26 protein-coding genes are annotated in these 22,807 nt (G+C 72.4%); 13 read left to right on the top strand and 13 right to left on the bottom strand.

Going from position 1 to position 22,807, the window contains the following annotated elements; all coding sequences use genetic code 11:
* Nucleotides 1-30 precede the first annotated feature (30 nt).
* Complete coding sequence (locus O3S82_RS10635; protein ID WP_179424042.1) at nucleotides 31-414, top strand: RDD family protein; 384 nt, start codon at nucleotides 31-33, stop codon at nucleotides 412-414.
* Between the two features lie 85 nt (nucleotides 415-499).
* Here the strand turns inward: O3S82_RS10635 and O3S82_RS10630 are convergent, their stop codons facing one another.
* The 4 genes from O3S82_RS10630 to O3S82_RS10615 all read right to left on the bottom strand — a co-directional run bounded on the left by O3S82_RS10630 (nucleotide 500) and on the right by O3S82_RS10615 (nucleotide 3,397).
* Nucleotides 500-1,207: a DUF4191 domain-containing protein gene (locus O3S82_RS10630; RefSeq protein WP_179424043.1), complete on the bottom strand. Its 708-nt coding sequence runs from the start codon at nucleotides 1,205-1,207 to the stop codon at nucleotides 500-502.
* 15 nt (nucleotides 1,208-1,222) lie between these two features.
* The gene (lipA, locus tag O3S82_RS10625; protein WP_179428015.1) at nucleotides 1,223-2,119 is read right to left on the bottom strand and encodes a lipoyl synthase; all 897 of its coding nucleotides are present in this window, start codon (nucleotides 2,117-2,119) and stop codon (nucleotides 1,223-1,225) included.
* A 76-nt stretch (nucleotides 2,120-2,195) separates the two neighbouring features.
* Nucleotides 2,196-2,894 (bottom strand): lipoyl(octanoyl) transferase LipB, encoded by a 699-nt coding sequence (gene lipB / locus O3S82_RS10620; RefSeq protein ID WP_425545977.1) that lies wholly within the window; start codon nucleotides 2,892-2,894, stop codon nucleotides 2,196-2,198.
* 5 nt (nucleotides 2,895-2,899) lie between these two features.
* A complete protein-coding gene (locus O3S82_RS10615; RefSeq protein WP_269302713.1) occupies nucleotides 2,900-3,397 on the bottom strand; it encodes a GNAT family N-acetyltransferase in 498 nt (165 codons plus the stop codon).
* 68 nt (nucleotides 3,398-3,465) lie between these two features.
* Here O3S82_RS10615 and O3S82_RS10610 point away from each other — a divergent pair, with 68 nt between their 5' ends.
* Nucleotides 3,466-3,861 (top strand): hypothetical protein, encoded by a 396-nt coding sequence (locus tag O3S82_RS10610; RefSeq protein ID WP_269302712.1) that lies wholly within the window; start codon nucleotides 3,466-3,468, stop codon nucleotides 3,859-3,861.
* A 1-nt stretch (nucleotide 3,862) separates the two neighbouring features.
* Here the strand turns inward: O3S82_RS10610 and O3S82_RS10605 are convergent, their stop codons facing one another.
* The 3 genes from O3S82_RS10605 to lpdA are packed head-to-tail and all read right to left on the bottom strand — an operon-like array spanning nucleotide 3,863 to nucleotide 7,913.
* Nucleotides 3,863-4,756, bottom strand: a complete 894-nt coding sequence (locus O3S82_RS10605) for a TIGR01777 family oxidoreductase (protein WP_269302710.1) — start codon at nucleotides 4,754-4,756, stop codon at nucleotides 3,863-3,865.
* Between the two features lie 2 nt (nucleotides 4,757-4,758).
* Nucleotides 4,759-6,516, bottom strand: a complete 1,758-nt coding sequence (gene sucB, locus O3S82_RS10600) for a 2-oxoglutarate dehydrogenase, E2 component, dihydrolipoamide succinyltransferase (protein WP_269302708.1) — start codon at nucleotides 6,514-6,516, stop codon at nucleotides 4,759-4,761.
* A gap of 20 nt (nucleotides 6,517-6,536) precedes the next feature.
* Entirely contained in the window at nucleotides 6,537-7,913 is a 1,377-nt protein-coding gene (gene lpdA, locus O3S82_RS10595) for a dihydrolipoyl dehydrogenase (protein WP_179424047.1), read from the bottom strand.
* Nucleotides 7,914-8,058: 145 nt separating this feature from the next.
* On the opposite strand from lpdA, the gene O3S82_RS10590 reads away from it, so the two are divergent.
* Complete coding sequence (locus O3S82_RS10590) at nucleotides 8,059-8,607, top strand: hypothetical protein (protein WP_218845736.1); 549 nt, start codon at nucleotides 8,059-8,061, stop codon at nucleotides 8,605-8,607.
* Between the two features lie 110 nt (nucleotides 8,608-8,717).
* Here O3S82_RS10590 and O3S82_RS10585 read toward each other — a convergent pair whose 3' ends face one another.
* Nucleotides 8,718-10,028, bottom strand: coding sequence for a serine hydrolase domain-containing protein (locus O3S82_RS10585; RefSeq protein WP_269302705.1), 1,311 nt, complete (start codon nucleotides 10,026-10,028; stop codon nucleotides 8,718-8,720).
* A 5-nt stretch (nucleotides 10,029-10,033) separates the two neighbouring features.
* Entirely contained in the window at nucleotides 10,034-11,449 is a 1,416-nt protein-coding gene (locus O3S82_RS10580; protein ID WP_269302703.1) for a leucyl aminopeptidase, read from the bottom strand.
* Nucleotides 11,450-11,482: 33 nt separating this feature from the next.
* On the opposite strand from O3S82_RS10580, the gene gcvT reads away from it, so the two are divergent.
* On the top strand, nucleotides 11,483-12,583 hold the full coding sequence (gene gcvT / locus O3S82_RS10575; protein ID WP_179424050.1) for a glycine cleavage system aminomethyltransferase GcvT: 1,101 nt from the start codon (nucleotides 11,483-11,485) through the stop codon (nucleotides 12,581-12,583).
* 1 nt (nucleotide 12,584) lies between these two features.
* A complete protein-coding gene (locus O3S82_RS10570; RefSeq protein ID WP_179424051.1) occupies nucleotides 12,585-12,779 on the top strand; it encodes a hypothetical protein in 195 nt (64 codons plus the stop codon).
* A gap of 9 nt (nucleotides 12,780-12,788) precedes the next feature.
* Here the strand turns inward: O3S82_RS10570 and O3S82_RS10565 are convergent, their stop codons facing one another.
* A complete protein-coding gene (locus O3S82_RS10565; protein ID WP_179424052.1) occupies nucleotides 12,789-13,337 on the bottom strand; it encodes a DUF3043 domain-containing protein in 549 nt (182 codons plus the stop codon).
* A 56-nt stretch (nucleotides 13,338-13,393) separates the two neighbouring features.
* Here O3S82_RS10565 and O3S82_RS10560 point away from each other — a divergent pair, with 56 nt between their 5' ends.
* From O3S82_RS10560 to O3S82_RS10545, 4 genes are read left to right on the top strand one after another with little or no spacing between them, the layout of a single operon-like run.
* Nucleotides 13,394-14,119 carry a PspA/IM30 family protein gene (locus tag O3S82_RS10560; RefSeq protein WP_269302700.1) on the top strand — a complete coding sequence of 242 codons (726 nt, stop codon included), beginning with the start codon at nucleotides 13,394-13,396 and terminating at the stop codon, nucleotides 14,117-14,119.
* On the top strand, nucleotides 14,094-14,987 hold the full coding sequence (gene htpX, locus O3S82_RS10555; protein ID WP_179424054.1) for a zinc metalloprotease HtpX: 894 nt from the start codon (nucleotides 14,094-14,096) through the stop codon (nucleotides 14,985-14,987). The genes O3S82_RS10560 and htpX overlap by 26 nt, the downstream gene beginning before the upstream one ends.
* A 2-nt stretch (nucleotides 14,988-14,989) precedes the next feature.
* On the top strand, nucleotides 14,990-15,559 hold the full coding sequence (gene pspAB, locus O3S82_RS10550) for a PspA-associated protein PspAB (protein WP_269302698.1): 570 nt from the start codon (nucleotides 14,990-14,992) through the stop codon (nucleotides 15,557-15,559).
* 25 nt (nucleotides 15,560-15,584) lie between these two features.
* Nucleotides 15,585-16,886 (top strand): hypothetical protein, encoded by a 1,302-nt coding sequence (locus O3S82_RS10545; RefSeq protein ID WP_269302696.1) that lies wholly within the window; start codon nucleotides 15,585-15,587, stop codon nucleotides 16,884-16,886.
* Here the strand turns inward: O3S82_RS10545 and O3S82_RS10540 are convergent.
* The 3 genes from O3S82_RS10540 to O3S82_RS10530 are packed head-to-tail and all read right to left on the bottom strand — an operon-like array spanning nucleotide 16,850 to nucleotide 18,743.
* Entirely contained in the window at nucleotides 16,850-17,497 is a 648-nt protein-coding gene (locus O3S82_RS10540) for a hypothetical protein (protein WP_179424057.1), read from the bottom strand. The genes O3S82_RS10545 and O3S82_RS10540 overlap by 37 nt on opposite strands.
* A complete protein-coding gene (locus O3S82_RS10535) occupies nucleotides 17,494-18,102 on the bottom strand; it encodes a hypothetical protein (RefSeq protein WP_179424058.1) in 609 nt (202 codons plus the stop codon). The genes O3S82_RS10540 and O3S82_RS10535 overlap by 4 nt, the downstream gene beginning before the upstream one ends.
* Nucleotides 18,099-18,743 carry a hypothetical protein gene (locus O3S82_RS10530; RefSeq protein WP_269302693.1) on the bottom strand — a complete coding sequence of 215 codons (645 nt, stop codon included), beginning with the start codon at nucleotides 18,741-18,743 and terminating at the stop codon, nucleotides 18,099-18,101. The genes O3S82_RS10535 and O3S82_RS10530 overlap by 4 nt, the downstream gene beginning before the upstream one ends.
* 77 nt (nucleotides 18,744-18,820) lie before the next feature.
* On the opposite strand from O3S82_RS10530, the gene O3S82_RS10525 reads away from it, so the two are divergent.
* From O3S82_RS10525 to O3S82_RS10510, 4 genes are all read left to right on the top strand, one after another.
* Nucleotides 18,821-20,086 carry an aminotransferase class I/II-fold pyridoxal phosphate-dependent enzyme gene (locus tag O3S82_RS10525; protein ID WP_179424060.1) on the top strand — a complete coding sequence of 422 codons (1,266 nt, stop codon included), beginning with the start codon at nucleotides 18,821-18,823 and terminating at the stop codon, nucleotides 20,084-20,086.
* Nucleotide 20,087: 1 nt separating this feature from the next.
* Nucleotides 20,088-21,197 carry a glycerate kinase family protein gene (locus tag O3S82_RS10520; RefSeq protein WP_269302690.1) on the top strand — a complete coding sequence of 370 codons (1,110 nt, stop codon included), beginning with the start codon at nucleotides 20,088-20,090 and terminating at the stop codon, nucleotides 21,195-21,197.
* A gap of 124 nt (nucleotides 21,198-21,321) precedes the next feature.
* Complete coding sequence (locus O3S82_RS10515; RefSeq protein ID WP_179424062.1) at nucleotides 21,322-21,687, top strand: HesB/IscA family protein; 366 nt, start codon at nucleotides 21,322-21,324, stop codon at nucleotides 21,685-21,687.
* A gap of 79 nt (nucleotides 21,688-21,766) precedes the next feature.
* The gene (locus O3S82_RS10510) at nucleotides 21,767-22,771 is read left to right on the top strand and encodes a carbohydrate kinase family protein (RefSeq protein WP_269302687.1); all 1,005 of its coding nucleotides are present in this window, start codon (nucleotides 21,767-21,769) and stop codon (nucleotides 22,769-22,771) included.
* Nucleotides 22,772-22,807 lie beyond the last annotated feature (36 nt).

The following is a 22,807-nucleotide window of genomic DNA, read 5'->3' as shown; positions in this document are numbered from 1 at the left end:
ACAGGGGCACGGCTGCCTAGGCTGGTGGGCGTGACCGAGACCTTCGACGACGAGCCGTCCCTGGGCCGGCGCCTGGTGGCGCTGCTGATCGACTGGGTGATCGCCTCGCTCTCCGCCGTGGCGATGTTCGCCTGGGCCGGCGTGACCTTCCCGCCCGAGGGCATCCGCGACCAGCTGATCATCAACGCCGTGTTCATCGTGGAGGTCGCGATCCTCGTCGGCCTCACCGGCTTCTCGATCGGCAAGCGGATCATGGGCCTGCGGCTCATCAACCCCGACGGCATGCCCATCGGCATCCCACGCGCCCTGCTGCGCACCCTGCTGCTCAGCGTCGTCATCCCCGCGATCGTCATGACCGACGACAAGCGCGGCCTCCACGACCTCGCAGCGGGCAGCAAGGTCGTCAAGGCCTGACTGGCGCAGGAACGCCCGCCACTCGACGAGTGGCGGGCGTTCCTGCGCCACTCGCGGGGAGCGGGTGGCGACGGCTGGGGTGGGGTCAGCCGCGCATCATCTTGCGGGCGCCCTTCATGCTCGTGGGCACCGGGCCGCGCGGCATCGGGGCGGCCGGACGCATCGCGTCGAGCGCCTTGAGCTTGTAGAGCACGTCGGTCTGCTGGGCCGGCTTGATGGCCTTCTTCAGCTTCTTGACCCGCTTCACCAGGTCGGGCAGGGGCACCTCGCCCTCGCCGCGGCCCACGATCAGCGTGGTGATCGGGACGCCGTCGCCGACGATGCGGCGGTGCTTCTTCACCTCGGCGCCGAGCAGGTTCTTCACGCGCGCGTGCTGGCCCTCGCCCACGAGCACGACGCCCGGGCGGCCGACGAGGCGGTGGATGACGTCCTGCTGCTTCGTGAACGCCACGGCCGGCTTCACGTCCCAGCCGCGACGCAGCATCTGCAGCGCACCCGCACCGGCGCCCAGCTGGCCCTCGGCCTGCTGGTACATCGACTTCTCGGCGCGCTTGCCGAACACGATCATCGTCACCAGCAGCGCGGTGGTCAGCGCCAGGATGGCGGAGATGACGATGCCCAGCCACCAGACCCCGAGGATGAGCAGCGAGACGGTCGCCATGGCGGCAGCGGACAGCACGAACACGGCGACGAGGAGCAGACCGAGACGAGGCTGGGTCCGCTTCGTCATCGTGTACGCCGAGCGCAGCTGCGCGATGCGTCCGGTGGGTGCGGCGGGGGCGGGGCTGGACATGACCCCGATTCTACGTCAGGCCCGTGCGTCCATGGCCTGCTGGTAGAGCCTTCCGGCGCGGTACGACGAGCGGACCAGCGGGCCGGACATGACGCCGGAGAAGCCGATCTCGTCGGCCTCCTGCTGCAGCTCGACGAACTCCTCGGGCTTCACCCACCGCTCGACGGGGTGGTGACGCGCCGACGGACGCAGGTACTGCGTGATCGTGATGAGCTCGCAGCCCGCCTCGTGCAGGTCGCGCAGCGCCTGCGAGACCTCCTCGCGCGTCTCGCCCAGGCCGAGAATCAGGTTCGACTTCGTGACCAGGCCGAACTGGCGCGCCTGCGTCAGGACATCGAGCGAGCGCTCGTAGCGGAAGGCCGGACGGATGCGCTTGAAGATGCGCGGCACCGTCTCCACGTTGTGCGCGAGCACCTCGGGACGCGACTCGAAGACCTCGGTCAGCAGCTCGGGGATGCCGTTGAAGTCGGGGATGAGGTTCTCCACGCCGGTGCCCGGGTTGAGCTCGTGGATCTTGCGCACCGTCTCGGCGTAGAGCCAGGCGCCGCCGTCGGGCAGGTCGTCGCGCGCGACGCCGGTGATCGTGGCGTACTTGAGCTCCATCGTGCGGACGCTCTCGGCGACGCGGCGCGGCTCGTCACGGTCGAGGTCGGCGGGCTTGCCGGTGTCGATCTGGCAGAAGTCGCAGCGGCGCGTGCACTGCTCGCCACCGATGAGGAACGTGGCCTCGCGGTCCTCCCAGCACTCGAAGATGTTGGGACAGCCGGCCTCCTGGCACACCGTGTGCAGGCCCTCGCCCTTCACGAGCTTCATGAGCTCCTGGTACTCGGGGCCCATCTTGGCGCGCGTCTTGATCCACGCCGGCTTCTTCTCGATGGGGGTCTCGGCGTTGCGGACCTCGAGCCGCAACATCTTGCGTCCTTCGGGAGCGATGGTCACGGTGACCACCCTACGCCGCGGGACCCACCGCGCCCGCTCGGGCGACGCCCTACGGCTGCAGCAGCGGGACCGAAGCGTGCTGCACGCGCTCGATGTCGGGCGAGGGCTCGTAGGTGCGCCAGGTCAGGAGGTCGTCGAGGTGCGTGATCACGCTGGGCGCCACGTCCGAGGGACGGAGGTCGCGGCCGACCTCGCGGTCGAGCGACGTCACGCCCGCGTCGGCGATCCCGCACGGGACGAACCGGTCGTACCAGTCGAGGTCGACGTCGCAGTTGAGGCTGAAGCCGTGCATCGCGACGCCGCGCGAGACGCGGATGCCGATCGCGGCGATCTTGCGCTCGGGGCGTCCGGCGGACTCCGGCAGCCACACGCCCGAGCGGCCGGGCACGCGGCCGGTGGCGAGGCCCTGGTCGGCGAGGGCGCGGATGAGCGCCTCCTCGATCCGGCGGACGTAGTCGACGACGAGCACGTGGCCGGGCAGCTTCACGATGGGGTATCCCACCAGCTGGCCGGGACCGTGGAACGTGATCTTGCCGCCGCGGTCGACGTCGACGACGGGGGTGCCGTCCTGCGGGCGCTCGTGCGGCTCGGTGCGGCGGCCGGCGGTGTAGACCGGCGGGTGCTCGAGCAGCAGCACGGTGTCCCCGATGCGGTCGGCCACACGGTCGGCGTGCAGGTCGCGCTGCAGCTGCCACGCCTGCGTGTAGTCGAGGGCGGCGTCGCCGTACCAGTCCTGGAGGTAGCGCACGAGGATCAGCCTACGACGCGGCGCAGGATCGTCAGGTCGAGCCAGCGGTCGAACTTGCGGCCGACCTCGGCGAGGCGCCCCGTCTGCTCGAAGCCGAGGTCCTCGTGCAGCTCGATCGACACGGTGTTGCCGGACTCGATCAGTGCCAGCACCACGTGCACGTCGGGGTTGTCGCAGGCGTGCCCGAGGAGCGCGACCATCAGCTGGCGGGCGATCCCGCGGCGGCGGTGGTCGTGGTGCACGTAGACGGCGTTCTCGACCGTGTGGCGGTACGACTCGCGCGGCCGGAAGACGCCGTAGCTGGCGTAGCCGGCCACCTCGCCGTGCGCCTCGGCCACCAGCACGGGGTGGCCGGCCTCGATCCGGGTCTCGTACCAGCGGACGCGGTCGGCGAGATCGACCGGCGTCTCGTCCCAGATGGCCGTCGTGTTGACGATGGCCTCGTTGTGGATCTCGAGGATCGCGGGGAGGTCGGCGGGGGTCGCCGCGCGGATGGTCGCCACGGGTCCATCGTGGCAGGGCTGTGGACGACGAGTCGACACGGGCGCACCCCGGCCGCGAGGCTGCGGCCATGGGGGAGTGGATCGCGGCTCTCGTCGCCCTCGCCGTGCCGTCCACAGCGGGCTGCGACGCGCTGGCGGCCCTCGACGTGGTGCGGGCGCTCGCATGGACCTCGGGCGACCGGCGGCTGCTGGCGGCCGCCTACGCGCCCGGCTCGGGCGTCGACGACACCGACCGCCTGAGGGCCTGGAACGAGCGAGGGATCCGGGTGGAGGGAGCCCGCACGCTGCGGGCGTCGTGCCGGGACCGCGGGGCACACGAGGTCGAGGTCGTGGAGCGGCTGGGACCCACCGTGGCCGTGCTGCCCGACGGCTCGCGGCAGGCCCTGCCCACCGACGCCTGGGACCGCAGGGTCGTCGCGCTGGGCCACCGGGGCGGCTGGTGGCGGATCGAGCGTGTGCGCTGAATCAGGCGCCGCGACCGAGCGCCGTGCGCAGCACCCGGTCGATGCCGGGATCGGCGAAGGAGAACTTGTCGTCCATCAGCGCCTGCGGCCGCACGCGCAGCGAGCCGAGCAGGTCGTCGGCCAGACCGCCGAGCGCGAGCCGGATCGCGAACGCCGGGGCGGCCAGCACGGCCGGCCGGTGCACCGTGGTGGCGAGGGTCCGAGTGAAGTCGCGGTTGGTGACGTCGTCGGGGATGGCCAGGTTCACCGGACCGCTGAGCTCGCCCTCGAGGACGTGGGTGACCGCGGCGATCCAGTCGCGTCGCGAGATGGTGGAGAAGTACTGGTGGCCGTCACCGAGGCGTGCGCCGAGGCCCAGTCGGAACGGCAGCAGCATGAGCTTCAGCGCGCCGCCGGAGCGGTCCATGACGATCCCGGTGCGCAGCCAGGCCACGCGGGCGCCGGCGTCGACCGCCGGGGCGGCGGCCTCCTCCCAGCGCTGGGCCACCTCGGCGAGGAAGCCCGGACCGGCGGCGGTGTCCTCGGTCAGCTCCTCGTCACCGCGGTCGGTGCCGTACCAGCCGATCGCCGAGCCCGACAGGAAGGCCGGGGGAGTGGGAGCCGCCGCGATCGCCCGCGCCAGCGTGGACGTGGCGTCGAGGCGCGACGCGAGGATCTCTCGTTTGCGTGCGGGAGTGCGGGGCCACTGCGAGATCGGCGATCCCGAGAGGTTGACGACCGCGTCGGCCTCGTCGATCAGCGTCTGGTCGATGAGGCCCTCGGAGGGCTTCCACCACGACTCGCCCTGCCCGGCCGTGCGCCGCACGAGCGCCGTGACGTCGTGCCCGCGCTGGCGCAGGTGGACGACCAGGGGCGCGCCGAGAAACCCCGACGCGCCCCCGATCACCACACGCATGGTCAGCCCAGCTCGCCTTCGAAGGCGCCGGCCTGCAGGCGCTCCTTGATGGCGGTCAGGAAGCGACCGGCGTCGGCACCGTCGATGATCCGGTGGTCGTACGTCAGCGCGAGGTACGCCATCGAGCGGATCGCGATGGACTCCGAGCCGTTCGCGTCGGTGATGACGACCGGGCGCTTGACGATCGAGCCGACGCCGAGGATCGCGACCTGCGGCTGGTTGATGATCGGCGTGTCGAACAGGGCGCCGTTGCTGCCCAGGTTCGTGATCGAGAACGTACCGCCGGAGAGCTCGTCCGGAAGGATCTTGTTGTTCCGGGTGCGATCGGCGATGTCCGCGATCTTGCGGGCCAGTCCGGCGATGTTGAGATCGCCGGCATCCTTGATCGTGGGCGCCAGCAGGCCGCGCTCGGTGTCGACCGCGATCGAGAGGTGCTCGCCGTCGGGATAGGTGACGGTGCCGCCCTCGAGGTCGAGTGCCGCGTTGACCTGCGGGTACTGCTTGAGCGCCTCGATGGCCGCCTTCGCGAAGAACGGCAGGTACGTCAGCTTGACGCCCTCGCGCTCCAGGAACGCGTTCTTGTGCTGGGCGCGCAGGCGGACGACCTCGGTGACGTCGACCTCGTGCACCTGCGTGAGCTGGGCCGCGACCTGCAGCGAATCGACCATGCGGGTGGCGATGGTCTTGCGCAGGCGGGTGAGCTTGTCGGTGCGACCACGCAGCGGCGAGGTCTCGGCCGGCGCGGGAGCGGCGGCAGCGGGCTTCTCCTCGGCGGGCGCCTCGGACGCCTTGTTCTTCTCGGCGGCGTCGAGGATGTCCTGCTTGCGGATGCGGCCGCCGACGCCGGAGCCGGTGACGGTGGCCAGGTCGACGCCGTGCTGCTTCGCGAGCTTGCGCACGATCGGGGTCACGTAGCCCTCGGACGAGCCGGAGTCGGACGAGGCGGAGACCTCGACCTTCGGCTCCTCGGCCTGGGGCTCCTCCGCCTTCGGCTCCTCCTTCGGAGCCTCCTCCTGCTTCGGCTCCTCGGGCTCGGGCTCGGGCTCGGGCTCGGGCTCGGGCTCCTCGGCCTTCGGCTGCTCGGGCTCGGACGACTCGGCGGGCGCGGCGCCCTCCTCGCCGATGATGGCCAGCTCGGCGCCGACCTCGACGGTCTCGTCCTCGTCGACCTTGATCTCCAGCAGCGTGCCGGCGATCGGCGACGGGATCTCGGTGTCGACCTTGTCGGTGGAGATCTCCAGGAGCGGCTCGTCGACCTCGACGGTGTCGCCGACGGACTTGAGCCACTGCGTGACGGTGCCCTCGGTGACGGACTCGCCGAGCGCGGGCAGTGTGACGGCCTGGCCGCTCGTGCTGCCGGACGAGGCGGGCTTGGCCTCCGGCTCGGGGGCGGGCGCCTCCTCGTCGGGCTCGGTGGCGGGCTCCTCGGCCTCGCTGGGCGGGTCCTCGGGCTGCGGCTCGGGGTCGGCCGCCGGCGCGTCCTGGTTGGTGTCGCCGGCGCCGCTGTCGGAGCTGCTCTCGCCCTCGTCGCCGATGATCGCCAGGACGGCGCCCACCTCGACGGTGTCGTCCTCCTCGGCCTTGATCTCCAGGATCGTGCCGGCCACGGGGGAGGGGATCTCGGTGTCGACCTTGTCGGTGGAGATCTCCAGCAGCGGCTCGTCGACCTCGATCGTGTCGCCGACGGACTTCAGCCACTGCGTGACCGTGCCCTCCGTGACGGACTCGCCGAGCGCGGGAAGGGTGACTTCGGTTGCCATGTGGGTGTCCTGTTCCGTTCTCAGGCGTGCGAGTGCAGCGGCTTGCCGGCCAGGGCGAGAGCGGCCTCGCCGAGGGATTCGTTCTGGGTGGGGTGCGCGTGGATGAACTCGGCCACGTCGTCGGGGTAGGCCTCCCAGCCGACCCAGAGCGTCGCCTCGCCGATCTGCTCGCCCATGCGAGCGCCGAGCATGTGGACACCCACGATGGGGCCGTCCTTCTCTCGCACGACCTTCACGACGCCGGCGGTCTGCAGGATCTGGCTCTTGCCGTTGCCGCCGAGGTTGTACTCGACGGTCTCGACCTCGCCGTGCTTCTCCTTGGCCTGGGCCTCGGTGAGGCCCACCGACGCGAGCTCGGGCTCGCAGTAGGTGACGCGCGGGATGTTGGAGTCGATGACGGGCTGCGGGCTCAGGCCCGCGATCTCCTCGGCGACGAAGATGCCGTGGGCGAAGCCGCGGTGCGCCAGCTGCAGGCCCGGGACCAGGTCGCCCACGGCGAAGACGCCGTCGACGTTGGTGCGCAGGCGCTCGTCGGTGGGCACCCAGCCGCGCTCGACGGTGACGCCGGCCTCCTCGAAGCCCAGGCCCGCCGAGCGGGGGCCGCGGCCCACGGCGACCAGGACCACGTCGGTCTCGATCGTGTCGCCGTTCTCGAGGGTGACGACGGCGCCGTTCTCGTTCTGCTCGACCCCGGTGAACTTCACGCCGGTCTTGAAGGCGATCTTGCGCTTGCGGAACGCGCGCTCGAGGCCCTTGCTGAGGATCGGGTCCTCCAGCGGCACGAGCGTGGGCAGCGCCTCGACGATCGTGACCTCGGCGCCGAAGTGGTTCCAGACGGAGGCGAACTCGACGCCGATGACCGAGCCGCCGATGATGACGGCGCGCTTCGGGACCTCGTCGAGCTGGAGGGCCTGGTCGCTGGTCATCACGCGGCCGCCGATCTCGATGCCCAGGGTGCGGGGCTCGGAGCCGGTGGCGAGGACGACGTTCGTGCCGGTGTAGCGCTGGCCGTCGACCTCGACGGTCTTGGCGTCGACCAGGCGGCCCTCGCCCTCGACGACGGTGATGCCGCCGGACTTCACCAGACCGGTGAGTCCCTTGTAGAGGCGGTCGATGACGCCCTGCTTGTAGGCGTTGACCTTCGTCATGTCGACGCCGTCGAAGCTGGTGTGGACGCCGATCGAGTCGCCCTCGCTGGCGACGTGGGCGACCTCGGCGGCGTGGAGCAGCGCCTTGGTCGGGATGCAGCCCTCGTGGAGGCACGTGCCGCCCACCTTGGCCTTCTCGATCATGGCGACGGTCTTGCCGAGCTGCACGGCGCGCAGGGCGCACGCGTAGCCTCCGCTGCCGGCTCCGAGAATGACGATGTCGAACGAATGGGGTGCGTCGTCGGGCACGATGTCCTCCGGGTAGGTGGTCTGCTGTCATCTTGTCACCTGTCCGGTGAGGGCTGCCACCGGGGAGGGCCCGTGTCGATGTGACTTCGGCGTAGGTTCCGCGAGGTTCCCGCGGGGAGTGGGCGCGGTCCGGCAGAATTGCCGCGTGGGACTGTTCAAGCGCCGTCGACGCACCGCTGCGGGTGCCGTCGTGTCCGATCGCGACGCCAGCAAGGCCGACCTGGCCGCGCTGCGCGAGTTCGCCACGTCGCGGTCGGGGGTCGAGGCGTACGTCGAGCCCAAGACCACCGTCACGCAGACCACGGTGGTGTTCGTCGCCGCCGACGGCGAGTGGACCCGGCGCCGCGTCGCCAACGAGAAGGTCGCCTCCGACCTCGCGCGCAGCCTCAAGATCCCGCTGTACGACGCGAACCGCGTGGGCTACCCCCAGCGGATGCGCGACTACAACGCCCGCGCCACGGCCAAGAAGACCAGCGTCGAGGTCGAGCGGGGCGACTACAGCCCGGCGCAGTTCGCCGCCATCATGACGCTCGAGACGATCGCCGGCACCGAGCCGCTGCCGCGCAACCCCTCGAGGTCCGACCTCGAGCGGGTGCTGCGCGCCGCGCGCAGCAAGGCGCACCCCGACCGCACGGGCGGTGACCGCGCCCGCTGGGACAAGGTCGAGGAGGCTGCGCGCAAGCTCGGTCTGTGAGCCCTGGCCGGGCGGTGGGCAGTCAACCGGATGGCGTGCCGATTCGGTTCATGACTCACCGCCCTCAGCCGGGAAGGGTTGACTGCTCACCGCTCCCTCCTGCGGGGGCGTCAGTGCCAGCCGCGGGGATCCAGGCCGCCGGGGTGCTCGACCGTCGGGTCGTAGGGCTCGCGGCCGAGGACGAACGAGGCCAGGTCCAGCGCGCCGTCGGGTCGCACCACGAGACGCTCGCCCGCGAAGTACGTGTCGAGCCCGCGCCAGCCGTCGCCGTCGCGCACGAACCGCGAGCGCCGGTTCCCGTTGACGTCGCTCAGCTGGAAGCCGTCGGGCGTGGCCTCGAGCCGGTACGGCACCGCGCCCCAGAACCAGTCGCCGACGAGCGCGGCGACGTCGGGGGCGGGCTCGACCGTCTCGCGACGGGGCGAGGACGGGTGCAGGGCGCCGGCCGCGTCGAGCAGGCTCGTGGCGAGGTCGCCCAGGTGCAGCGTGTCGTTGGCCAGCACCACGACGCCCCAGCCGGTGGCGGGCTCGGCGATCACGGTGGCGAGGAAGCCGGGCATCGATCCACCGTGACCCACGCGGCGACCCGAGCCGCTGCCGGGCCAGATGCGCCAGCCGAGTGCCTGCGCCGTGGCCCACGGGGCGTCGGGGCGGTCGTCCACCGCGAGCGGCACGACCATCTCGTCCCACGTGGAGCGGGCGAGGACGTCGCCGGTGTCGCCTGCGGCGAACGCCGCCCAGCGCGCCAGGTCCTCGACGCCCGACCACAGCTGACCCGCGGGGGCCATCGCGCCGGCGTCGTGGTGCGGCTCGACGAGCAGCCGCCCGTCGCGCGGGTGCCGCGAAAGGCCGGTGGCCGCGCCCTCGCCGGGGTGCTCGGAGATCGCGCCGATGCCCAGCGGGTCGAGGATGCCCGTGCGGATCGCCTCGAACCACGAGGTCCCGCGCAGCACCGCGACGAGGCGGCCCAGCACGGCGAAGCCCACGTTGGAGTAGTGGAACCGCGTGCCCGGGGTGTGCACGAGCCGCAGGCCCGAGCCGACCAGCCGGTCCCAGTCGCCACCGGGGGTGCGCTCCCACCACGGGCCGTTGGTCTCGGCCTGCACCCCCGAGGTGTGCGTCAGCAGCTGGGCGATCGTGACGTGCCAGAACGGCACGTCCGGCAGGTGCCGGTCGATCCGGTCGGCGAGGTCGAGCCGGCCCTCGTCGCGCAGGCGCAGGACCTCGACCGCGACGAACGTCTTGGTGATCGAGCCGATCCGGTAGGGGGTGGCCGTGGTGGCGGGCGCGCCGCCACGGCCGTCGAGCGTGCCCACGGCGCCGGACCAGTACAGGCTGCCGTCCCGCACCACCGCGGCGGCGACGGACGCGGAGCCCGACTCCTCGTGCTCGGCGCGCAGGAGGTCGTCGAACGCCGACATCGCGGTCAGCCCAGGTCTCGGGCGAGCGCGACGAGCGTGCGCACGCCGGCGCCGGTGCCGCCGACGGGCGTGTAGTCGAAGACGCCGGCCTCGTTGAACGCCGGGCCCGCGATGTCGAGGTGCGCCCACGAGGCGTCCTTCACGAACTCGCGCAGGAACGCCGCGGCGTAGAGCGTGCCGCCGTAGGGCTTCGGGTTGTGCTGGCGCAGGTCCGCGATCGACGACGTCGTGACCGCCGCGCCGATCTCCTCGGTGATGGGCAGGCGCCACATCGACTCGCCGGTGAGCTCGGCGGCGGCGAGCACGCGGTCCTGGAGCTCGTCGTCGTTGCCCAGCACGGCCGTGGTGCGGGTGCCGAGCGCCACCATGGCGGCGCCGGTCAGGGTGGCGACGTCGATGACGTGGTCGGCCTTCGACTCGACCGCGAGCGCCAGGCCGTCGGCCAGCACGAGGCGGCCCTCGGCGTCGGTGTTGTGGACCTCGACCGTGGCGCCCGAGCGCATGCGCAGGACGTCGCCGGGACGCGTGGCGGTGCCGCTGGGCAGGTTCTCGGCGATGCACGCGAAGGCCGTGACGCGGATCGGCAGGCCGAGGCGCGCGATCGCGTGGGTGGCGGCCACGATGGCGGCGGCGCCGCCCATGTCGCACTTCATCGTCATCATCGAGGCGCCGGGCTTGAGCGACAGGCCGCCCGAGTCGAACGTGATGCCCTTGCCCACCAGGGCGAGGTGGGTCTTCGCGCCGTCGGGGCTGTACTCGAGGCGGACCAGGCGCGGCGGGGCGTCCGAGCCGGCGCCGACGCCGACGATGCCGCCGCACCGCTCCTTGGCCAGGCGCTTCTCGTCCCAGACGGTGACGCGCACGCCCGACGGGGCGGCGGCCTTGATCGCGTCGGCGAAGGCCGGCGGGCGCAGGTCGCCCGGGGGAGTGTTGACCCAGTCGCGGGCCACGCACGTCGCCTCGGCCACGACGACGGCCTCGTCGACGAGGCGCTTGGTCGCGGCCTTGCGGGCGTCGGGGCTCAGGATCGTGGCCGTCTCGACGACCGTGGTCGTCTGGCGGGCGTCGTCGCCCTTGTAGTCCAGGTACGCGTACGAGGTCAGCACGACGGCCTCGGCGATCGCGGCGAGGTCGGCGCCGGCCACGCGGCTGGGATCGATGCCCACGCGGGTGGCCTTGGGCACGGCTCGCAGGCCCTTGGCGACGGCACGACGCTGCTGCTCCGCCGTGGGCTCGGCGGCGGTGGCGACCCACGCCGTCAGCTGGGCGTCGCCGCTGGCCACGACGGCCACGTCGCCCGCCTCCCCGGTGAAGCCGAAGGCCGCCCAGGGGACGTCGTCGGGAAGGTCTGAGCCCGAGGGGATCAGCGCGACGATCGCATCGACGGTGGGCAGGGTGGCACGCAACTGGACCGTGGACATGCCGCCACTGTAGTCAGCGGTAGTTTGGCTCGCATGGACCTGCTGCTGTCGCCCCTGCACCAGCGCCACGAGGCGCTCGGCGCCAAGTTCTCCGAGTTCGGTGGCTGGTCGATGCCGCTGGAGTACGCCGGCGGCGGCGTCCTGGCCGAGCACAAGGCCGTCCGCGAGGCCGTCGGCCTGTTCGACGTCAGCCACCTGGGCAAGGCGCTCGTCCGCGGCACCGGAGCGGCCGGATTCGTGAACCGCTGCCTGACGAACGACCTCGGCCGCATCGCGCCCGGGAAGGCCCAGTACACGCTGTGCTGCTCCGAGGACGGCGGCACCGTCGACGACCTCATCGCCTACCTGCGCAGCGAGTTCGAGGTCTTCCTCATCCCCAACGCGGCCAACACCGCCGAGGTCGTGCGCCGGCTGCGCGCCGCCGCCCCCGAGGGCGTCGAGGTCGTCGACCAGCACCGCGACTACGCCGTGCTCGCGATCCAGGGCCCGCTGAGCGACGAGCTGCTCGAGGCGCTCGGCCTGCCGGCCGACCATGAGTACATGTCCTTCACGAAGGGCACGATCGACGGCGTCGAGCTGACGGTCTGCCGCACGGGCTACACCGGAGAGCGCGGCTACGAGCTCGTCGTCGCCGCCGAGGACGCCGTCCCGGTCTGGGACGCGGTCATGGCCGCCGGCGAGTCACTGGGCATCCGCGCATGCGGCCTCGGCGCCCGCGACACCCTGCGCACCGAGATGGGCTACCCGCTGCACGGCCACGAGCTGTCGGCCGAGGTCAGCCCCGTCATGGCACGCGCGGGCTGGGCGGTGGGCTGGTCCAAGCCCGAGTTCTGGGGCAAGGCGGCGCTCGAGCGCCAGCGCGAGGAGAAGACCGTGCGCACCCTGCGGGGCCTGCTGGCCGAGGGGCGCGGCATCCCGCGCCCGGGCATGGCCGTGCACGACGCCGACGGCCACGTGCTCGGCGAGATCACCTCGGGCACCTTCTCGCCCACGCTGCGCCAGGGGATCGGCCTCGCGCTGCTCGACCGCACCGTCGCCGACGGCGACACCGTCTCGGTCGACGTCCGCGGCCGCGTCCAGGCCTTCACGGTGACCAAGCCGCCGTTCGTCCAACCGTCGACCAAGGAGAGCTGACATGGGCTTCACGTGGCAGTACGAGAACAGCGCCGGCGAGGCCGTCGGCACGTCGGAGGAGTTCGACCAGCGAGGCGAGGCCGAGTCGTGGATCGGCACGGCCTTCGAGGACCTGCTGGAGGACGGCGTCGAGCAGGTCCGCCTGCTCGAGGACGGGGCCGAGGTTTACGGCCCGATGTCACTGCGCCCGGAGTGACCTCCGCCGTCAGTACTGCTCGCGCAGCGGCTGGCCGATCTCGATGGCCGGCTTCGGCAGGCGCATGCGACGCAGCTGCGTGCTGCGCAGCACCGCGTAGAGCACCGCGCCGCGGCTCTCGGCCTTGGTGAAGCGCTTCTTCAGCTCGCGCTTGATCGTGGCGACCAGCCAGATCTCGTCGAGGATCGTGGCGAAGATCGTGACCGTCCACAGCGAGAAGACGATCGACGCCATCGCGGGGAAGAAGCTGAGCACGAGGATCACGACGAGCAGGGGGAGCATGAACTCGGCGACGGTGCGACGACGGTCGACGGCGTCGCGGGCGAGGGCCTTCGCGGGCCCGCGGTCGCGGGGCGGCAGGTCGGCCGTGGAGCCCGTGCCCATGAGCGCCTCGCGCTGCTTGTCACGGGCGGCGGAGCGGCGACGGCGCTCGCGCTCGGCCTGCTCGCGGCGGGTCAGCGGCCGCTTCATCTGCTGCCGGCGAGCCGCTTCGGCCTCCTTGCGGCTGCGGGTCGGTCCACCCTTGCGCTGGGGGGTGCCTTCGGGTGCGTCGTTCACGCGAACGACCCTACAAGGCCGGGCCTCGTGCTGGTGTGCACGGCTAGGGTGGTGCCATGGCTGAGGGCGGGTTCTGGACACGGACGAAGCGGCTGTTCCGTTCGCACACCGCGAAGGACGCCGGAGCCGATCCCGAGGAGGTGCGCGAGCGCCTCGACGAGGCCTATCGCACCCAGTCGCGACTGCTGGCCCAGGTGCGCCGCGGCGTGGCCGACGTCGCCACCAGCCGCAAGCGCGTCGAGATCCAGCTGGCGTCGCTGCGCCGCGAGATCGAGTCCGCGGGTGCCGAGGCCAAGGCCGCGGTCGACCGCGGCGACGACGCCTCCGCCCGCCTGGCGCTGGAGCGTCAGGTCGCGCTGGAGAAGGCCGCCACCGAGCTCGACGACCGTCGCTCCCAGCTGCGCTCCGAGGAGCAGCAGCTGATCGGCTCGGCCGCGGGCATCGAGCGCCAGATCGAGGACTTCCGCGTCCGCAAGGACACGCTGGCCGCGCGGTACTCCGCGGCGCAGGCGCGCACCGAGATCCAGGGCGCCACGGCCGGCATCGGCGCCGCTGCGGGCGACGTCGGTCGCGTCATGGCCGACGCCGAGCGGCACACCCGCGAGCTCGAGGCCACGGCCGACGCCGTCGACGAGCTCATGAACGAAGGCATCCTCACCCGACCGGGTGAGTCGCAGGACGAGGCGCTGCTGCGGCGCTTCGACGAGGCCCTCGGCTCGATCGACCCCGAGCCGCGCGCCGTGGAGGGAGACGGACATGGCCCGCACCAGATTTCGCAGTGACCGCGGGCTGACCCTGCGCATGGGCGGGGTCGGCCTGGGACTGGTCCTGCTCTACGTGCTGTTCGGCGCGATGCTGATCTCGGTCGCCGGCAGCCTGTGGGTGGCCGTCATCATCACGCTCGGCATGGCGTGGGGTCAGTGGTACTTCTCCGACTCACTCGCGCTGAAGTCGATGGGCGCGCACGTCGTCACGCCCGAGCAGGCCCCCGAGCTGCACGCGATGATCGACCGGCTCGTCGCCCTGGCCGACATGCCCAAGCCGCGCGTGGCCGTCGCGGTCACCGACATGCCCAACGCCTTCGCCACCGGGCGCTCGCCGAACCACTCGGCGGTGTGCGTCACCACCGGCATCATGCAGCGCCTCGACGCCGACGAGCTCGAGGGCGTGCTGGCCCACGAGCTCGCGCACGTGGCCAACCGCGACGTCTCGGTCATGACCGTCGCCTCGTCGCTCGGCCTGCTCGCCGGCTTCCTCACCCGCTGGGGCATGTGGTTCGGCGGCGGCAGCCGCGACAAGAACAGCGGCCCCGCGATGATCGTCGTGATCCTGGTGAGCCTCGTCGTCACGGCCGTCAGCTTCTTCCTGACGCGGGCGCTGTCGCGCTACCGCGAGCTGAGCGCCGACCGCTCGGGCTCCTACCTCACCGGCCGCCCGTCCAAGCTGGCCTCGGCGCTGGTCAAGATCTCGGGCGACATGGGCCGCATCCCCACGTCCGACCTGCGCGAGGCGCAGTCGATGAACGCCTTCTTCATCGCCCCGGCGCTCAAGGGCGACACGGCACAGGCGCTGTTCTCCACGCACCCGCCGCTGCAGACGCGCCTCGACCAGCTCGCCCGGATCGGCGCCGACCTCACCGAGCGGCGCTGAGCGTGGGGTTCCTCGACGGGATCCTCGGCCGCAGCAAGCCGCCGAAGGCCAACCTCGACGTCCTGTTCGCGGTGCCGCAGGCGGCGCTCACGCTCGAGGCCGAGGGCTTCGCGTTCAGCGGTCACGGCGCGGTCTGCTTCCGTGACGCCGAGGGGCGCGCCGACGACGAGGTCATCGCCTCGGCGCAGGAGATGATCCGCACCGACCCCACCGCCACGGTCGAGATGCACCACGACGAGTTCGGCTTCACGTGGCTCGAGGTGATCCGGCCGTCCGGTGACGTGTCGGGCCTGGTCACCGACCTGCACGCCGTGAACTCCACGATGGCCGCCCAGGGCTTCGACGCGTCGATGCTGTGCTCCACGGTGGTCTTCGAGCACGAGGGCCACCGGTCGGCGCTGGTCTACCTGTTCAAGCGCGGCACGTTCTACCCGTTCGTGCCCGACCCCTCCGCAGCGCGTCGCCGGGACAACCACACCGAGCTGAGGATGCGCGCGCTCGTGGAGAACGACGTGCCGATCGAGGCCGACCTCGGCCGCTGGCTCGCGATCTGGGGCGCCCCGGGACTGTGACGGACTCGGTCTAGACTCAGCGCCCATGGGGGAGCTGAGCCGGGTGCTGCGCGACGCGATCGCCGTGGTGTGGCAGGGATTCCGGCTGGTCGGGGCGCACTGGCCGGTGCTGGCCACGATCTACCTGCTCGGCGCCGCCGGGCGGTGGGGGTTCCTGTGGCTCGCCGTCGTGCTCAGCGACGAGCACTCCACGCTCGCCGGCCTGATCGTTCCGCTGGCGCCGCTGTCCACCCTCGTGGCGATCATCGTCATGCTCCTGGTCGTCTCGTCGTCGGTCACCGGACTGGTCGCCGACACGTCGGCTCCGGAGCCCGGCACCGGACCCCGCACCGACGGCTGGCTCGGCGTGCTCGCCGGCGCCCTGCTGCCGTTCCTCACGGTCTACGCCGCGCAGGGACTGCTCAAGGAGGACGTGCGCGCGTACGTCAACGAGGCCACCTACGACGAGCTGTACGGCAGCGCGGGATCCTTCTACGGTGAGGCCGCCGACCTCGACCGCACCGCGATCGCCACGGGCTGGCTGCTCGTCGGGATCGTCCTGCTGGCGCTGGTGCTGCGGTTCCTGTTCGACCGCTTCAACCTCCCGGCGCGCAGCCGGGCGCTCGCGTTCGGAGCCGCCTACGTCGAGACGCTGTGGATCGTCACGCTCGGTGTCTCGTTCGCGGCCTACCAGGACCGCGTCTGGGCGTGGGTCGCCGACCGGCGCTTCGTGCACTGGGTCCAGGACACGTGGGCCGACCTCATCGCGTTCCTCGGCCCGATCGGCGACCCGGTCGCCACGGTCGTGGGCTGGATCGGCACGTTCATCGACAACGCCGACGACGTCGTGCTGGTGCCGCTCGCGTGGCTCACGGTGGCGGCCGTCGTCTTCGGCCGCAGCATCGCCCCGCCCGCGCCGCGCGAGCGCCCGTCCCGACTCTCCCGCGTGCGACCGCTGGCCGTCGTCGGCTCACGGACCCCGGCCGTCGTCAAGCGCTGGGCGGGAGAGGCGACCTCGGGCTTCCGCGGCCGGTTCAGCGGCCTGCGCGACGGGTTCCGGGTGCTGGCGCTCGGCGGGCTCGTCCCGATGGTGATGTTCTGCCTCGTCTTCGTCATCGCCGACCAGGCGAACGCCTTGGCGAGCGAGGTCTGGCGCGCGGTCCTCGGCCCCCGCGACCGGGACACCGCGCTGGCGTTCTCGCCGTGGCTCGACATCATCTCATCGGGCGTCGAGTACGTCGTCCTCGCCGGCCTGCTGGCCGCGGCGATCGGACGGATCCTGTCGAACCAGCGGCGCTGGACGCAGCCGGATCAGGCGGCCGAGCCGTCCACCGGCAGCTCCACGTAGCGCGGGAGGAAGTACCAGAGCCGCACCGCGGTGGGCTCGGCCTCCGCGGGCAGCACGAACAGGGTCTCGGTGGTGAACGAGGCCGGGCGCGGCTCGTCGCCCTCGCGCAGCCGGGGCTCCTCGGTGCTGCCGAGCTCCGCCTGCGGACCCGGCGTCGCGTTCGGGACGCAGCTGGAGAACCGGGCGCCGTCCAGCGGCAGGCCCGAGTCGGACTCGCCGTGCAGGTTGCCGGCGGCGTCCACCACCGCGACGGTGCAGCCGACGAGCGACACGTCGGGGTCGGCGCTCACGTCGAGCCGCAGTCGCCACGCGCGCACGCCGTCGGGGAGCGGATCCCCGCCGATCAGGGTCACGTCGTCCGCCGGCTCGAACGCGTTGACGGTGTACCGCGCCTCGATCGGGTAGCGCAGGTGACCGTCGTCGTACTCGTCGACGAGGTGCGCCTGCGAGGCCTCGACGGGCGCGGGTGAGTGGAACCCCTTCGCCCACCAGTAGTCCTGGAGCCGCGAGCTGCCCGCCGCCAGCGCCAGCACGAGAGCGAGAGGAAGAGCCACGAGTCCCCAGCGGTTGCGCTGCCACCACGTGCGGCGGTGCTCGATCGTGCTCGTCACGACGCCTCCGTCCGAATCAGCTCGCGCGGGGCCGGCAGCTCGAGCGGCTCCTCGCGCTCCTGCCAGCGCTCGACGTCGCTCGCGTCGACTCCGAGCTCGACCACGGCCATGGAGTCCCAGCGCTCGTCGAGGCCGAGGGGGGCCAGTGCCACGGAGGCGCCGGGGACGCTGCGCGGATCCGCCTCGACGACGGCGACGCACCGCGCGGGCCGGTCGACCATGAGGCCGGTGCACGAGACGGAGCTGCGGCCGCTGGTGCCGAAGAACGGCAGCACGCGTCCGGCGTTGTCCCGCAGGGCGGCGTAGGTGAGGTCGGAGGACTCGCCCCGCGGGGTCCAGGCGAGCTCGACCGCGACGAAGACGCCGGGGGAGACCATGGTCGCGCCGCCGGCGGGCGCCACCGAGCGCGCGCCGTCGACCGACAGCACCTCGAGGTCACCGCTGCGCAGCGCGGCCGTGCCGCCGACCGCGACCGGCTCCTCGAAGGGGCGTGAGGACTGGGCACGCTCCGGCAGCTGTTGGTGCAGCCACTGCCCGAGCACGAGGGCGAGCACGACGAGGACGCCGGCGGTCGCGGGAGGCCGTCGGAGGCCGAGCACGCTCATGACGCACGCCCCTGCGACACCGCGAGCGTGCCCGCGTGGGTGACCGTCGGGTCGAACCACATCAGCTGGTCGTCGAGCGAGCTGCGGCGCCAAGTCCAGGCCGAGACGGCCACGGTGGCCTCGGTCGGCAACGGCTCGGACGCCGCCTGCTCCCACACGAAGGCGACCTCGTACTCGAGCCCGGGCGCGACGGCACTGAGCGGGCTGGCGTCGGCCAGCACGAGCACCTGCGGCGCGGCGTCGTCGCTCCGCCCGGTCTCCTCGCCGAGCAGCCCCGTGTAGAAGCCGTCGAGGCCCTTCAAGCGCACGGAGTCGCGGATGGTGCTGGTGTAGACGGGGTGGTCGGACGTGTTCTCCACCGTCGCGACGGCCACGAGGTAGCGTCCGCGGACGTCCTCGTCGAGGCCCAGGTCGTCCGACCACCGCAGCCGCTCGACGGTGAGGTCGAAGGGCTCGGCGTGGAACGGCTCGCCGGCCACGATCTCGGTGGGTCCGGCCGTCCTCGCGGTGGCGAGCCCGCCGAACAGTCCCGAGGCCAGCACGACCACCGTGGCGCCCGCGGCGAGCACCTGGCGCAGCGTCATCGTGCGGCTCAGCTGGCGCAGCCACCGGCGCACGCGTCCGCCCTCGTCCCCCGTCATGGCCCTGATGGTAGGGCAGCCCGAGCGGGCCGCGATGCCGGAGCAGGCACGACCGTGCTGCGCGATACCTTGGGTCCGTGACCCTCGACTCCCTCTCCCGTGACCAGCTCGACGCCTTCCTGGCCGAGCAGCAGCAGGCCTATGCCGACCTCCAGCAGGCCGGCCTGAAGCTCGACATCACGCGCGGCAAGCCGTCCTCGGACCAGCTCGACCTCTCCGAGGGCCTGCTGACGACGCCGGTCGAGGCTCACGTGTCCGGCGGCGTCGACGTCCGCAACTACGGCGGCGGCACGGGCCTGACCGAGCTGCGCGAGATCTTCGCCGAGCTGCTCGGCGTCCCCGTGGGCCAGCTCCTCGCCGGCAACAACGCGAGCCTGTCGATGATGCACGACTCGATCGTGTTCGCGATGCTGCACGGCGTCCCCGGCGGATCGGCCCCGTGGAAGGACGGCCCGGTCAAGTTCCTGGCCCCCGCGCCCGGCTACGACCGCCACTTCGCGATCTGCGAGCACCTCGGCATCGAGATGATCCCGGTCGAGATGCGCGAGGACGGCCCCGACATGGAGGCCGTGCGCGCCCACGTCGCCGACCCCGCGGTCAAGGGCATCTGGATCGTGCCGACCTACTCCAACCCCACCGGTGCCGTCGTGAGCGAGCAGGTCGCCGCCGAGCTCGCCTCGCTGGAGACCGCCGCCGACGACTTCCGGATCTACTGGGACAACGCCTACGCGGTCCACGACCTCACCGAGGAGCACGCGAAGTCGGCCGACATCCTCGGCCTGTGCTCGGCAGCCGGGCACCCCGACCGCCCGCTGATGTTCGCGTCCACGTCGAAGATCACGCTGGCCGGATCGGGCGTCAGCTTCCTCGCGGGCTCGCCCGACAACATCGCCTGGTACCTGTCGCACACGGCGATCCGCACGATCGGCCCCGACAAGGTCAACCAGCTGCGCCACGCGCAGTTCCTCGGCAGCCCGCAGGGCGTGCTCGACCTCATGGCGCGCCACCGCGAGATCCTGGCGCCGAAGTTCGACACGGTGCTGCGGATCCTGTCCGAGCGTCTCGGCCCGCACGAGGTCGCCACGTGGACCACGCCCAAGGGCGGCTACTTCGTCAGCCTCGACGTCGTCGACGGCACCGCCTCGCGCGTCGTGCAGCTGGCCAAGGAGGCCGGCATCTCGCTCACGCCCGCCGGCGCCTCGTTCCCGTACGGCAAGGACCCGCGCGACCGCAACATCCGCATCGCGCCGTCGTTCCCGCCGCTGCAGGAGCTGACGCTCGCGATGGAGGGCCTGGCCACGTGCGTGCTGCTCGCCGCGGCCGAGAAGGCCGCCTCGGCCTGACGTGCGCATCGTCGTCGCCCCGGACAAGTTCGCCGGCACTCTTACCGCACCCCAGGCCGCGCGCGCCATCGCCGAGGGGTGGCGGCGCACCGCGCCCGGCGACGAGCTCGTCGAGGCACCCATGGCCGACGGTGGACCGGGCTTCCTCGACGCCCTGCAGGGCGCGTTCGGAGCCGACGCGCGCCTCGAGGTCGTCACCGTGCCCGGCCCGCTGGGCGAGCCGGCGCCGGTCGGGCTGCTGGTCGCCGGTGACACGGTCTACCTGGAGTCCGCGCAGGCGTGCGGGCTGCACCTGGTGTCCGAGCGGCGTCCGATGGACGCCACCACCGTCGGCGTCGGCCGGGCGATCGCCGCGGCCGTCGACGGGGGAGCGCGGCGCATCGTCGTGGGACTGGGCGGCAGCGCCACCAGCGACGGAGGAGCGGGACTGCTCGCGGCCCTCGGCGCCACGTCCGACGTCCCCCTGGACGCCGGCCCCTCCGGGCTGGACGGCGCCACCGAGGTCGACCTGGCCCCGGCACGTGCGCGGCTCGAGGGGATCGAGCTCGTGGTCGCGGCCGACGTCGAGACCACCCTGCTCGGGATGTTCGGCGCGGCGCGCACCTTCGGTCCCCAGAAGGGCCTCACGGACGAGCAGGTCATCACCGTCGACCACCGTCTCGACCGCTTCGTCGAGGCCGCCTGCGGCAGCGCGCCCGCCGAGCGACGCGTCGCCGACCAGAAGGGTGCCGGCGCCGCCGGTGGTCTCGGGTTCGCGCTGCTGGTCCTGGGCGCCGAGGTCACGTCGGGCATCGGCCTGGTCGCCCGGGAGGCGGGCCTCGCCGACCTCGTGGCGGGCGCCGACCTCGTGATCTCGGGGGAGGGGGCCTTCGACTACTCCTCCCGCGCGGGCAAGGTCGTGCACGGCGTCGCCTCGATCGCCATGGAGCACGCCACGCCCTGTGTCGTCCTCGCCGGTCGCGTCGACGTCGGCAGCCGCGAGATGCGCGCCCTGGGCGTCGAGTCGGCCTACGGGATGGTCGACCGGGTGGGCGAGGAGGCCGCGCTGCGCGAGCCCCACCGGCACCTGGTCGACCTCGCAGAGCGCGTCGCCCGGTCCTGGTCGGCCTGAGACGGCGCGCGCGACCGGCCGGTGCCGCTCGACGAGTTCGATCCGCCGCGTACCATGGGAATCGAATCCGATCGCGCCGTGTTGCACCTGACGGCATGATCCATCCGTAGACCGAGGAGCCTCGATGACCGCCACGGACCAGACCACCACCGAGACCACGCCCGCCGACGGTGTGACCCTGAGCGACGGCGCGGCCGGGAAGGTCAAGAGCCTGCTGCAGCAGGAGGGCCGCGACGACCTCGCGCTGCGCATCGCCGTGCAGCCCGGCGGCTGCTCGGGACTGCGCTACCAGCTCTTCTTCGACGAGCGCACGCTCGACGGCGACGAGATCCGCGAGTTCGACGGCGTCAACGTCGTCGTCGACCGCATGAGCCTGCCGTACCTCCACGGCGCGACGATCGACTTCGTCGACACCATCGAGAAGCAGGGCTTCACCATCGACAACCCGATGGCCACCGGCTCCTGCGCCTGCGGTGACTCCTTCCACTGAGTCGTCCAGCAGCCCACGTCGATCGGGGCACGCCACCGGGGTTTCCGGCGGCGTGCCCCGATCGCATATGGTGGCGGCCGTGCACCTCGCCATCGCCGGGTCGGTAGCCACCGACCACCTGCAGACCTTCGCCGGCAAGTTCTCCGACTCGCTCGTCCCCGACCAGCTGGACAAGCTGGCGGTCTCGTTCCTGGTCGAGGACCTCGACGTCCGCCGCGGCGGATGCGCCGCCAACATCGCCTTCGGGCTCGGCAGCCTCGGGCTGCACCCCACGCTCGTCGCCGCCGTCGGTCGCGACTTCGACCTCGGCTACCGCGAGTGGCTCCAGGAGTCCGGCGTCGACTGCTCGAGCGTCCTGGTGTCGCCCACGCTGCACACCGCGCTGTGCACCATCACGACCGACGAGGCGCACGCCCAGATCGTGACGTTCTACCCCGGCGCGATGGCCCAGGCGCGCGAGATCGACATCGCCGCGCTGCATGCCGAGCGCCCGATCGACCTGCTCCTCATCGGCCCCGACGACCCCGACGGCATGCTGCGGCACACGCGCACCGCCCGCGAGCTGGGCATCCCGTTCGCCGCCGATCCCTCCCAGCAGCTGGCCTGGGCCGGGGGAGAGCTGATCCGCGACCTGATCGACGGTGCCGCGTACCTGTTCAGCAACGACTACGAAGCGGCCCTGATCGCCAAGAAGACCGGCTGGAGCGACGCCGACATCGCCGAGCGCGTGGGCGTCCGCGTCGTCACGCACGGCAAGGACGGCTGCGTCGTCCACGAGGCCGACGGCACGCGCCACCGGATCGGGGCCATCGAGGGCGTCACCGCCGTCGACCCGACGGGCGTCGGCGACAGCTTCCGGGCGGGATTCATGGCCGGCGTCGCCGCCGGGCTCTCGCTCGACCGCGCGGCCCAGGTGGGCTGCACGATCGCGGCCAGCGTGGTCGAGACGATCGGCACCCAGGAGTACGTGCTGGAACGCTCGGCGTTCCTCGATCGGGTGCGCTCGACGTACGGCGACGAGGCCTGCGACGAGATCGGCACGGCGCTGTCGATCACCCATGACACGGTCGTCAAGTCAGGCTGACCTAACCCGCTGGGCGACCGGTCGCCTGCGTTACTG

The organism is Aeromicrobium sp. HA (assembly GCF_027171405.1).
GTDB lineage: Bacteria > Actinomycetota > Actinomycetes > Propionibacteriales > Nocardioidaceae > Aeromicrobium > Aeromicrobium tamlense.
The sequence above is the reverse complement of the archived record's forward strand: the minus strand, read 5'-3'. Positions and strand labels throughout refer to the sequence as shown.